11 protein-coding genes and 1 tRNA gene are annotated in these 11,624 nt (G+C 54.0%); 5 read left to right on the top strand and 7 right to left on the bottom strand.

The annotated features are described in order from the left end of the window. Positions 1–5: 5 nt before the first annotated feature. The 3 genes from pgmG to DS739_RS05820 all read right to left on the bottom strand — a co-directional run bounded on the left by pgmG (position 6) and on the right by DS739_RS05820 (position 2,727). Positions 6–1,415, bottom strand: coding sequence for a phosphoglucomutase/phosphomannomutase PgmG (gene pgmG / locus DS739_RS05830; RefSeq protein WP_006115193.1), 1,410 nt, complete (start codon positions 1,413–1,415; stop codon positions 6–8). Beyond that, entirely contained in the window at positions 1,415–2,305 is an 891-nt protein-coding gene (galU, locus tag DS739_RS05825; protein ID WP_006115192.1) for a UTP--glucose-1-phosphate uridylyltransferase GalU, read from the bottom strand. Before galU ends, pgmG begins: the two co-directional genes overlap by 1 nt. A gap of 335 nt (positions 2,306–2,640) precedes the next feature. Beyond that, positions 2,641–2,727 (bottom strand) — tRNA-Leu (locus DS739_RS05820). A gap of 72 nt (positions 2,728–2,799) precedes the next feature. Here DS739_RS05820 and lipB point away from each other — a divergent pair. Continuing rightward, the gene (lipB, locus tag DS739_RS05815; protein WP_006115191.1) at positions 2,800–3,501 is read left to right on the top strand and encodes a lipoyl(octanoyl) transferase LipB; all 702 of its coding nucleotides are present in this window, start codon (positions 2,800–2,802) and stop codon (positions 3,499–3,501) included. Here lipB and DS739_RS05810 read toward each other — a convergent pair. Then, the gene (locus DS739_RS05810; RefSeq protein WP_006115190.1) at positions 3,482–4,054 is read right to left on the bottom strand and encodes an outer-membrane lipoprotein carrier protein LolA; all 573 of its coding nucleotides are present in this window, start codon (positions 4,052–4,054) and stop codon (positions 3,482–3,484) included. The genes lipB and DS739_RS05810 overlap by 20 nt on opposite strands. After that, the gene (locus DS739_RS05805) at positions 4,054–4,392 is read right to left on the bottom strand and encodes a BolA family transcriptional regulator (RefSeq protein ID WP_006115189.1); all 339 of its coding nucleotides are present in this window, start codon (positions 4,390–4,392) and stop codon (positions 4,054–4,056) included. Before DS739_RS05805 ends, DS739_RS05810 begins: the two co-directional genes overlap by 1 nt. Before the next feature lie 51 nt (positions 4,393–4,443). Here DS739_RS05805 and DS739_RS05800 point away from each other — a divergent pair, with 51 nt between their 5' ends. From DS739_RS05800 to cobT, 3 genes are all read left to right on the top strand, one after another. Further along, positions 4,444–5,064: a J domain-containing protein gene (locus DS739_RS05800; RefSeq protein ID WP_006115188.1), complete on the top strand. Its 621-nt coding sequence runs from the start codon at positions 4,444–4,446 to the stop codon at positions 5,062–5,064. A gap of 89 nt (positions 5,065–5,153) precedes the next feature. After that, positions 5,154–6,161 (top strand): cobaltochelatase subunit CobS, encoded by a 1,008-nt coding sequence (gene cobS / locus DS739_RS05795; protein ID WP_035351452.1) that lies wholly within the window; start codon positions 5,154–5,156, stop codon positions 6,159–6,161. 13 nt (positions 6,162–6,174) lie between these two features. After that, positions 6,175–8,091, top strand: a complete 1,917-nt coding sequence (cobT, locus tag DS739_RS05790; protein ID WP_035351737.1) for a cobaltochelatase subunit CobT — start codon at positions 6,175–6,177, stop codon at positions 8,089–8,091. A gap of 30 nt (positions 8,092–8,121) precedes the next feature. Here the strand turns inward: cobT and DS739_RS05785 are convergent, their stop codons facing one another. Then, complete coding sequence (locus DS739_RS05785) at positions 8,122–9,567, bottom strand: pyridoxal-dependent decarboxylase (protein ID WP_035351740.1); 1,446 nt, start codon at positions 9,565–9,567, stop codon at positions 8,122–8,124. Between the two features lie 24 nt (positions 9,568–9,591). Then, positions 9,592–10,587 carry a bile acid:sodium symporter family protein gene (locus DS739_RS05780; RefSeq protein ID WP_006115184.1) on the bottom strand — a complete coding sequence of 332 codons (996 nt, stop codon included), beginning with the start codon at positions 10,585–10,587 and terminating at the stop codon, positions 9,592–9,594. Between the two features lie 47 nt (positions 10,588–10,634). On the opposite strand from DS739_RS05780, the gene DS739_RS05775 reads away from it, so the two are divergent. Then, positions 10,635–11,585, top strand: a complete 951-nt coding sequence (locus tag DS739_RS05775) for a DUF945 family protein (RefSeq protein WP_035351456.1) — start codon at positions 10,635–10,637, stop codon at positions 11,583–11,585. Positions 11,586–11,624 lie beyond the last annotated feature (39 nt).

Raw genomic sequence — 11,624 nt, 5'->3', positions numbered from 1 at the left:
AAAACCTAGTGGCCAGAACTGTTACCTGAAAAATCAGGGCGCGGCAGAGCAGAAAGTTCAAGTTGCTTCACCACAGCTTCCTTCAGACGCTCCAGACATGCTTCTGTCCGGCCTTCTGCACGCGCAACCAGAACAGCCTGCGTATTGGAAGCTCGCAGCAGCCACCAGCCATCTGGAGTATTTACGCGCACACCATCAATTTCGGAAATATCCGCACCTTGCTTACGCAGGCGTGCAGCGACTTCCTCCATCACCTTGAACTTGCGATGGTCATCACACTCAAAACGCACTTCCGGGGTGGATGTGGTTTTGGGCAGAAATTCACGGAACACAGAAAGTGGTTCATCCATACGGGCAACAATATCCAGCACGCGCACACCGGCGTACAAGGCGTCATCAAAGCCGTACCATTTATCTGCAAAGAAAATATGGCCAGACATTTCACCTGCCAGAGGTGAGCCCGTTTCCGCCATTTTGGATTTGATAAGCGAATGGCCGGTACGCCACATCAATGGCTTGCCACCAGCGCTTGCCACTTCATCAAATAGCACCTGACTGGCCTTAACATCGGCAATAATGGTGGCCCCTGAATGAGCCTTCAGCACATCACGCGCCAGCAGAATAAGCAGTTGATCACCCCACAGAATTCCGCCTGTGTTGTCCACCACGCCAATGCGGTCTGCATCACCATCAAATGCGATACCCAGATCAGCCTTATTTGCGCGCACAGTGGCAATAAGCTGTTCCAGATTTTTAACAACCGTTGGATCAGGATGATGCACGGGAAAAGTGCCGTCAATTTTAGCGTTTAGCACAATGTGCTCGCCCGGCAGCTTTTTTACCAACATTTCCAGAACTTCACCGGCGGAGCTATTGCCGTTATCCCAGACAACTTTCAGCTTGCGCGGGCCGCCAACATAATCTTTTACAAGACGCTCTACATATTCTTCACGAATATCTACATCGCGTACGGTGCCTTTTTCTTCTGGCACCACATCACCTTTGGCCGACAGATCACCCAGTTCCCGTATCTGGGCACCGAAGAATGGCTTGCCAGCCAAAGTTATTTTAAAGCCGTTGTGATCAGGCGGATTATGACTGCCTGTTACCATAACGGCGCCATCGGCCTTAAGAATAACAGACCCATAATACAACATGGGTGTGGGGCCTCGCCCCACACGCACCACATCCAGCCCGCATGCTACGGCACCGCGCACCAGCGCTTCTTCCAATAAAGGAGAAGACAGGCGGCCATCATAGCCCACAACCAATGTTTTGCCGCCACTGCGGCGCACAACACTGCCAAAAGTGCGGCCAATGGCAAACGCATCATCGGTTGAAAGGGTTTTACCGACAATTCCGCGAATATCGTATTCACGCAGGCTGGTAGCTTCAAACCTATGTGTAAAAAACATTAGGCTCTATCTGTATATTTTTTCAAAAATGCCTTTACGCCATCAGCGAGATCCGGCCGTTCCAGAGCAAAGGCAACCTGCGCTTCAAGGAAGCCAAGCTTATTGCCGCAATCAAAACGGGTGCCTTCATACCGCAGGCCGTGGAAAGGCACCTGCCCAATGGTTTTTGCCATGGCATCTGTCAACTGCACTTCACCGCCAGCGCCTTTTTCCAGCTTGGCAAGATACGGCATAACTTCTGGGGTCAGCACATAGCGGCCAATGATGGACAAGTTGGAAGGCGCGTCTTCTGGCTTTGGTTTTTCAACCAAACCTTTTACTTCCACAAGGTGGCCATCATCCTTGCCGGTATCCAGAATACCGTAACGGTTTGTTTGTTCACGCGGTACTTCTGTAACCGCTACAACGCTACCGCCTGTTTCATTATACGCATCGGCCAACTGCTTCAGGCAGCCTTTGCCGGGTGCGGCCTGCACAACATCATCTGGCAGCAGGATAGCAAACGGGTCATCCCCAATAAAGGAGCGTGCACACCAGATAGCATGCCCAAGGCCCAGAGGTTCCTGCTGACGCACGGCAATAAGAGAACCTGCCTCAATAGAGCTGGGCTCCAATGCTTTCAGGCAGTCAAGCTTATGGCGCTCTCTCAGCGTATCTTCCAGCTCATAAGCAATATCGAAGTAATCAATAAGAGAGTCCTTACCACGGCCTGTAATCAGGCAGAACTCTTCAATCCCGGCTTCACGCGCTTCATCAATCGCATACTGGATCAGCGGCCTGTCAACAACAGGCAGCATTTCCTTTGGCATGGCCTTGGTTGCGGGCAGAAAGCGCGTTCCCAATCCCGCAACAGGCAGGACTGCTTTACGTAAAGGCTTGGGTTTGGACACGAATACAACACCTTAAAAAACGGGTTAAACCTCAACCACTAGAACCACCCTGCCCGCAGAGACCCCCTGCCAACAACACGGCTCTGAAGAATGCAGAAAAACCCACCCAACGCGCAAAAACGCGTGTGCGTGTTTTAGACCACACTCTACATGGCTTTTATTTTACACATCTAAAACCATGCGCCTATTCTAAAAACCGGAAAAGAGAGGCGTGAATATGACAATTCATGCACAAAAATGCAGAATTATACTCTGGCAGAACAGCTATGCACCCAACAGACAGAAAACTCTGCTGTATTTTATTGCTCTGATTTAATTTTGTTTTTGAAGAAATGTGGTGCGGCCGAGAAGACTCGAACTTCCACGGGGTATTCCCCCACAAGCACCTCAAGCTTGCGCGTCTACCATTCCGCCACGGCCGCACGTGACAATCGGCACCAGAAGAGCGATACCGTTGGTGAACAGCCCTATAGCCGAAGCAGGAACGTGCGGCAATGACAAAAGAACAGATTTTATGGGAAATCAGTAAAAAACTGGTTCCATACCCTCAGGCACTCAGCCGCATGGAAAGCATGGCCCGCAGCATACGTGCGGGAGAAACCACAGAACGCGTGTGGTTGTTGGAACATCCACCGCTTTACACTTCAGGCACATCCGCCAAAGCAGAAGACCTTTTTAACCCCGCAAACTACCCCACGTATCACGCAGGCCGCGGCGGGCAATGGACATATCATGGCCCCGGGCAAAGGACTGCTTATGTGATGCTGGACCTACAACACCCCCACGGCCCCGTGCCGGGGAGAGACCTGCGGGCTTATGTGCATGCGCTGGAATCGTGGGTAATTGGCGCATTGGCCCATTTTGGCATTCATGGTGAAGTGCGCGAAGGCCGCGTGGGCGTATGGGTAACAGACCCCAAAACCGGGAATGAGGAAAAAATTGCCGCCATTGGGGTTCGTGTTTCCCGCTGGGTAAGCTGGCATGGCGTTGCCATTAACCTAGACCCCAACATGGCGGATTTTGAGGGCATTGTGCCCTGCGGGATCAGAGAATTTGGCGTAACCAGCTTTCGCAAGCTAGGACTTTCCACCACCATGCAGGAGCTGGATCACGCGCTGGCCCAATCCTGGGCCAACACATTTGGCAGCGTACCTTCCGCCTTGCAGGAAGTGGCCGTTACACAGGGTCCAGACTGATGGAAATAACATGCCTGCGTTCATCCACAATCTGGATGGAGGAAAGCGCAAGCCTGTTTGCCACATCATGAAAAACCAGCGTGACCAACCCCTGTGAAGGATTATCCGTGCGTGTGAGCGAAAGCTGCAACACGCCGGGTTGTTTTTGCACGTTGGTAACAGTCACCTCACCAGACAACACCACAGGGTTTCCCATAAGCAACCCCAGCGGGTTATGGGCCAGACCAATACGGGTTTGAGAGCCCTGCTGGGCATCGGTAAACACAGCATGATGGCCAGAAGCCCGAAGCTCCATTTCATGCGGTGCCGTATAGTGCATGTATAACGATCCGGGTTTATAGGTAATTAACCCACCCCCACGGCTGCCATTGGCCCATGTTTGAAGAAACGGGGTGTTTTCCAGATCCACAGTGCGGAAATAATTTTCTACGCGCGCAACATCGGCATTTTTTACGCCAGATGTACCCTGCATGGCCTGCCCCGCGCAGGCTGCCAACGCCAGAGGGGCCAGCAAGGTAAATGCGCGTCGGTTAAATTTTAAGCCTTTGCGCATTATGCCACCTTCTCGGATTCCTGCGGTGTACGCAGGGTAAGAGCCAGCGCATGCAAACCGCTGGAAAATTCCGGGGCTAAAGCTTCATGCACCATGCGGGAGCGATTCACGCGGTTCACGCCTTCAAAAGCGGCAGAAACCATAAGCACCCGAAAATGCGTTTCCGTGGCGCCTGCCTCTGGACCGCGAACCATGGCTTTATGATGTGCGTGGCGGTGGCTTTCATCCTCAATTTCCAACACAATGGGGTTGAATGTTTTTTCCAGAACATTACGAACCCGCTGCATACGCACACCTTCTGCCTTGGAAAGAGCCGAAGAATCTGAAAGACTGGTCATATCCCTGTTTACCTCTTGCTACAGATGCTTTTGCACCGCACATAACGCTAAATGATTAAACGTAGGAACACCCGCCCCCGCGCGTTCGATCCTGATCCTGATGCACCAGCACGTTGCTGTGACATGCCGAGCTGTCAGGAACAGGCTGGTTACCGTGCCCCTCGCTCGCGCGATGCGCTGAACCAGTATTACTGGTTCTGCCTCAACCATGTTCGGGAATATAATGCGCGGTGGGATTATTATAAAGGCATGAGCCCTGGCCAGATTGAAGCGCATCTGCGCGCAGATATCGGGTGGGATCGGCCAACATGGGCTTTTGGCCAAAGCGCCAAAGGTGCAAAGCGCGCTACACCCAATGAAGAGGATATTCTAGACCCGCTGGATATTCTGGGCCAGAACCGCCGCTCCCGTGCGGAACGCGCACGGGCGCAGGCTTATCAGGAGCGCACATCCGCCCCTGCGGCATTGCGGGAACCTTTGGCAATTCTGGGGCTTTCTTGGCCTGTCAGTATGGAAGAAGCCAAAAGCCATTACCGGGCATTGGCGCGCAAACACCATCCGGACACCAATAACGGAGACCGGAATGCCGAAGAACGGCTTAAAAAAATCAATGTTGCCTTCACGATTGTGAAGACCCATCTCTTAACCGAAAGCCTCGAAAAAGCGCTGTAATGATGTATGCTGCATTTTAAGGCATCATATATTTTCGGTTGCTTTGCCTTTTTTCTTTCCTGTCAGACAAAGAGCGCAGACATATAGCCATGACGGATATTTCCAGCCAGTCCAACGCTTCCGAACTCCCGCCCATTTCAGCCATTTCTGTACCAGATATGGAAGTAAGTGTGCGTGATGTGTTCGGCCTTGATTCTGACATGAAGGTGCCTGCCTTTTCCATTCGCACAGAACATGTGCCAGAAGTGGATAAAGCTTATCTGTTCGACCACGATACCACGCTGGCCATTCTGGCAGGCTTTGCCTTCAACCGCCGCGTGATGGTGCAGGGCTTCCATGGCACCGGCAAATCCTCCCACATTGAACAGATTGCCGCACGCCTGAACTGGCCGTGCATTCGCATCAATCTGGACAGCCACATTTCGCGCATTGATCTGATTGGCAAGGACGCCATTGTGGTGAAGGACGGCCAGCAGATTACCGAATTTCAGGAAGGCCTGCTGCCGTGGTGCCTTCAGCGCCCCTGCGCACTGGTGTTTGATGAATACGATGCAGGCCGCGCTGATGTGATGTTTGTGATCCAGCGCGTGCTGGAAGTAGAAGGCAAACTGACCCTTCTAGACCAAAACCGCGTGATCTCCCCCAACCCGTTCTTCCGCCTGTTTGCCACGGCCAACACCGTTGGGCTGGGTGATACAACCGGGCTGTATCACGGCACGCAGCAGATCAACCAAGCCCAGATGGATAGGTGGAATATTGTCACCTCCCTAAACTATCTGCCGCACCAGCAGGAAGTGGGCATTGTATGCGCGCGTCTGGGCGTTGCAGAAGATGACAAAGCCACACGTGATAAAATTGATAACATGGTGGCGCTAGCAGCCCTCACCCGCTCCGGCTTTATGGCGGGAGACCTCTCCACCGTTATGTCTCCACGTGGGGTTATTGCCTGGGCAGAAAATGACCGCATCTTCAAAGATGTGGCCTTTGCCTTCCGCGTCACCTTCCTGAACAAGTGTGATGAAGCCGAACGCGGCATGGTAGCAGAGTATTATCAGCGCTGCTTCAATGCCAGCCCGCTGCCCGGCCGCACTGCCTGAATCGGATTTCTTCATGGCTGATCGCACCAAAGGCCCGTCTGCTCCCAATACACCGTCTCTCTCTCGGGAGCAGGCGGAAAAACGGGCGGATACTTTCAAACAGGCCACATCTGCCGCTTTACGCGCCATAGGCGGACAAAAAGAGGCAGATGTTTCCTTCCACAGTGGCAACATGCCGCTGGCCCCGATCAGCCTTGGGGAAAAAGTGCGGCTCCAATCTCCCTCTCTCAATCTGAGTGAGGAAGAAAGGCAGCGCATTCGTGGCGCAGCAGATGCACAGGCGCTGCGCCTGAAACACCATGACTTTGCCCTGCACGCTGCCCGCCAACCTGCCGAAACGCAGGCGCGTGATGTGTATGATGCGCTGGAACAAGCTAGAATCGAATCTGTAGGCGCGCGCCACATGAAAGGCGTGGCGGCCAACCTGCGGCATCGGCTTGAACAAGATATACGTGCATCTGGGCTAGATCGGATGACAGAGGCATCTCAACTTTCCCCTGTGGTTGGGCTGGAACTGCTGGCGCGTGAAAAACTGACAGGCCAACCAGTTCCTGAACCTGCGCAGGCCATTTTAGAAAAATGGAAGCAGACGCTGCCACCCAACGCGTTAAGCGCCTTGGATGAAATGGCAAAGCACCAGACGGATCAGGCCGCATATGCACGCGCCAGCCGTCAACTTATGGCTGCCTGCGCCCTGACAGAAGATGACACGGCATCTGAAGACATGGATGCCAACAACGATTCTTCCCAAGCTGCCGATTCGCAAGATGATTCAAACCCACCACCTCCAGATCAGGAAGAAAATACATCTCCTCAACAGGAGGAGCAGGAAGAGGAAATCTCTCAACCTCAACTGATGGCAGGCGGCAGCGAATCTTCTTCAGAGTTTGCAGAAGAAGAACGTGATGCCAGCATGGGAGAAGGTACGGGGGAAGCCGCAGGCCCCGGCCGCCAGCCGGAAAATGAACCCGGCCTGACAGCCAGAGGCTACCACCCCTACACCACCCAGTTTGATGAAGAAATTCGCGCAGAAGAACTGTGTGATCCAGAAGAACTCTCTCGCCTGCGGCACCAGCTTGATCTGCAATTAGCCACCTTGCATGGTGTGGTATCTCGGCTTGCCAACCGGCTCCAGCGCCGTTTGATGGCGCAGCAAACCCGCTCTTGGTCTTTCGATCTGGAAGAAGGCATTCTGGATGCAGGCCGCCTGTCCCGCATTGTGGTCAACCCCATGCTCTCCCTATCCTATAAGCAGGAAAAGGATACGGAATTCCGCGATACGGTTGTAACCCTGCTGATTGATAATTCCGGCTCCATGCGCGGACGGCCTATTTCTGTTGCCGCATCGTGCGGGGATATTCTGGCCCGCACGCTGGAACGCTGCGGCGTAAAAGTGGAAATTCTGGGCTTTACCACTCGCGCATGGAAAGGTGGCCAAAGCCGGGAACTCTGGTTGCAAAACGGCAAGCCGCCTGAACCGGGCCGCCTGAATGATTTGCGCCACATTATCTATAAATCAGCAGATATGCCGTGGCGGCGTGCGCGCACCAATCTGGGCCTGATGCTGCGTGAAGGCCTGCTGAAAGAAAACATAGATGGTGAAGCCCTGCTTTGGGCATGGAATCGCATTAAAAACCGGCAGGAAGCCCGTAAGATTTTGATGGTGATTTCAGATGGCGCGCCAGTGGATGACAGCACACTTTCCGTCAATCCGGCATCCTATTTGGAAGATCACCTGCGCGCTGTTATCGATATGATCGAAAACCGTAGCCCGGTGGAACTCACTGCCATTGGTATTGGGCACGATGTTACCCGCTATTACCAAAAAGCCGTTACCATTACAGATGCGGAGGAACTGGGGGGAACTATGCTCCAGTCCCTTTCCGCTCTGTTTGAAGAAAAACGCCGGCCGCGCAAACGCGCACGTTAAGGAAGAACGCGCCGCCCGCCCGGCTTTTGTTTAGGCCAGCGGGCGGCCCAAACGGGCTTGCGCCAGATCTACCAAGCCAGCCAGCATGATATCTGCATCTTCCTTGGTTGTGCGGTGGTTTACAATAGCCGCACGAATAGCCAACTTGCCGTAAAGGCGCGTGGTAGATGGCGCGGCAATGCCACTTTCCTGAAGATCCTTCACCAGTTCCGCATTAAGCGTATCCAGATCATCCACATCAGGCACATCCACCCGAAAACACACAATATTCAGTGTTACCGGAGCCAGCAGCGTAAGGCCGAGCGTATCCGCCACGCGGGATGCCAGATACTGCGCCACCGTGCAGGATTGCGCCACCACATTGCCCAGCCCTTGGGTGCCAAACCCCGCCAGCGTGAACCATACCTTAAGCGCACGAAAGCCGCGTGAAAGATCTGGCCCCAAATCACAAAACCACGGGGCATCCGCCGCCAACCCACGATCCTCGCGCGAGAGATAGGCTAAGGACTGTGCAAAGGTTGCCGCTTGCCGCCCCTGTTCACGCACCAACACGCAGCCTGCATCGTAAGGTACCTGCGCCCATTTATGAAAATCGAAGGCAAGGCTATCGGCTCGCTCCAGCCCCTTGAGTAATGGCGCATAGTCTGGCGCCAACTGCGCCAACGCCCCAAATGCGCCATCTACATGAAACCAGAGCTTTTCGGCCTTTGCGTAATCTGCCAGATCGTCCAGAGGGTCCACACTCCCGGTATCTACAGTGCCTGCCGTGCCGACAACCAGAAAAGGCTCGTATCCATCTGCCCTATCCTGCGCCACCATGCGGCGTAGCGCCTGCATATCCAGACGAAATGCGGCATCTACTGGCACGCGGCGCAGGGCCTTCATGCCCAATCCGGCCATATCAAATGCCCGGGCTACACAGCCATGTGCCGTTTGTGCGGCGTATCCTACCAGCTTACGGCCTGCCACGCCTTGCTCGCGCAAATCCGTACCATCTGGCACTGCGCGGCTGGCCGTAAGAATGGCAATAAAATTGGCCATGGAAGAACCGGTTACCAGCACACCGCTGGTAGTATCCGGAAAGCCGAACATTTCCGCTGCCCAGCGGATAACCATGCGTTCCACTTCTACTGGTGCATGGTTACGCCCACCCAGATTGGCATTTAGGCCCGCAGCCAACATTTCTGCCAGCATGCCCTGCGCCGTGCCGCCGCCATGCACCCACCCCATAAAACGTGGGTGCCGATTACCGACAGCATAAGGCTGAACTGTATTGGCAAACTGCTCATACAGCCCTTCAAGCGCCTGTGCGCTGTGGGGTAAAGAAGCCTGCTTAAAGTTCTGCCGCAATGTATCTGGCATAGGCTGCCACACGGGGCCTTTTGCCACGTTTTTTATGGACTCAAGCATGTCGTCCAACATGCGGTGGCCTAGTGTGCGCAATTCTTCCCAGTTTTCTGGATCTAACCCGGCCACTTCTGTTTTCTCCAATATCCGTATTCAGGATGCGTGACGTATCTCTGGCTTTTGCTCATGCTGTTCTGCCTGCTGTGTCATACGGGCAAAACGGCGGGCCAGAACAGCGCACACAAAAAGCTGGATCTGGTGATACATCATAAGTGGAAGAACAATCATCCCCACCGATGCAGGCGGGAACAGCACGTTGGCCATAGGCACCCCAGATGCCAGCGTTTTTTTGGAGCCACAGAACACCACGGCAATTTCATCTTTAAGTGGCAGGCCAAAAGCACGACCGGCAAAAATGGTAATACCCAGCACAACAAACAGCAACACAGCATCTACCAGCGCAATCACGCCCATTTCCGTTACCGGTAGCTTGTGCCACAGCCCTTGCATAACGGCATCACTGAACGCTGCATACACCACTACCAGCACAGAGCCTCGGTCTGAAAAAGACAGAAGTTTTTTATTGCGGTGCGCCCACGGGCCAAGCCACGGTTGCAACACCTGCCCCAAAATAAACGGCAGCAAAAGCTGGTAAACAATATCCAGCGGGTTACCGGCCGCGCCCCCATGCTTGCTCAGAATCAGCCCCACCAAAACGGGCGTAATAAAAATACCCAGAACATTGGAGGCCGTGGCCGCACACACCGCCGCAGGCACATTGCCCCCGCCAATGGATGTAAAGGCAATGGAAGACTGTACCGTAGAAGGCAGGCAGCACAAAAACAGCACGCCCATCCAGATTTCAGGCTGCATCAGGTTGGGCAGCAGCGCATGGCCCAATAGCCCCAGCAAAGGGAACAACACAAAGGTGCAGCACAAAATAAGCAGGTGCAGCTTCCACGCAACCAAGCCATCCACCACAGCTTTGCGAGAAAGCCTTGCTCCTTGCAAAAAAAACATTAGGGCAATCAGGCTAATGGAAAGCCACCTAAAAACCGGCACAGCTACCCCATGACAGGGAAAGAACGTTGCCAGCAGCACAGCACTGACCAACCCCATTAAAAAAGGGTCCATTTTCAAAAACCGCACGCGCCTGCCCTTTCGTTTTTCTTTCTGGCTTCTTTCTGGTTGCCTGCCTGTTTTACTTACGGCACCCTTTGGTTGAAATGAAGCAGTATACTTTCCTGTCCCTCTCCGCTCTCGGTGCTGTGAGCATTTATGCCACAGTTACTGCGGCTCCGGCTTTTGCGGCCCCTCCTTCTGGCTGCGCGGTGGTTTCCCGCGCTTCTGGGCAGGAAACGGCGCAAGGCGTTACCTACCAGAATCTGGTGTTACGCACGCCAGACGGTGGCACAACCTTTAAGGCTGGCCACTTAACCCTGCATGGTTCTGGCGAAACGCCTGAAGCCACGCATGATCTGGCAGATGCGGCCTCTCTGCTCCTGATGTCCGCCATGACGGGGCATCACAATGCCGCATGCACAGATTGGCTGAACACACAGGGCAAACGCGTGTTGGCAGGCCTGCAGGCCGGTAAAAGCTATGATCTAACATGGCAAAACGCCACGCTGGCGCACGGGGCTGCACAGGTAACTGTTAATACCGCGCGCTATCAGATGCAGGGCGGCAGTGCGACGGCTTCAGCATCATTGGGGATGGATGGAGTAAGCTTCCATAACGTTGCCAATCAGGATTTGCTGCCCACAGCAGCCCATGCCACGTTCTCACTTCCTGCTGCGGAAGTGCCCGCCCTTATGAGCGCCATTGGTGGCCGCAGTGCCAGCGCTCCGGCTGTGCATGCCACCATTTCCAGCTTTGATGCCACGCAGGGTGAGGCTTCTTTGCACGGCAATGGTGTGGCAACGCTGACAGGCAATGTGAACAACACATCAGCCTCTGGGCATTTGGAAATTACCAATCTGGAAACACTTATTGATAAGGCCCGCACCGCCAAACAGATGAAGCTGGCCGCAGGCATGGTTGTGGCCCGTTTGGTCAGCCACAAACATGGTGAACAGAATACGTGGGATACAAAATGGGAAAGCGGCGTACTCACCGTAAATGGCTTCCCCATTCCGCTTAAATAAACAAAGCGCCGGAGGGGATGCTTTTAAACCCCTCCGGCT

The organism is Acetobacter sp. JWB, from assembly GCF_003323795.1.
GTDB classification, from domain to species: Bacteria; Pseudomonadota; Alphaproteobacteria; order Acetobacterales; family Acetobacteraceae; genus Acetobacter; species Acetobacter oryzifermentans.
Note: the sequence above shows the minus strand (reverse complement) of the source record. Positions and strands in the feature narration are given on the sequence as shown.

Bases quoted from the DNA above. Each gene is read 5' to 3' on its own strand.
- cobT (WP_035351737.1), top strand. From the start codon at position 6,175: ATGGCTGATCGCACCAAAGGCCCGTCTGCTCCCAATACACCGTCTCTC.
- DS739_RS05805 (WP_006115189.1), bottom strand. From the start codon at position 4,392: ATGACCAGTCTTTCAGATTCTTCGGCTCTTTCCAAGGCAGAAGGTGTG.
- pgmG (WP_006115193.1), bottom strand. From the start codon at position 1,415: ATGTTTTTTACACATAGGTTTGAAGCTACCAGCCTGCGTGAATACGAT.
- DS739_RS05810 (WP_006115190.1), bottom strand. From the start codon at position 4,054: ATGCGCAAAGGCTTAAAATTTAACCGACGCGCATTTACCTTGCTGGCC.
- DS739_RS05800 (WP_006115188.1), top strand. From the start codon at position 4,444: ATGATTAAACGTAGGAACACCCGCCCCCGCGCGTTCGATCCTGATCCT.
- lipB (WP_006115191.1), top strand. From the start codon at position 2,800: ATGACAAAAGAACAGATTTTATGGGAAATCAGTAAAAAACTGGTTCCA.
- cobS (WP_035351452.1), top strand. From the start codon at position 5,154: ATGACGGATATTTCCAGCCAGTCCAACGCTTCCGAACTCCCGCCCATT.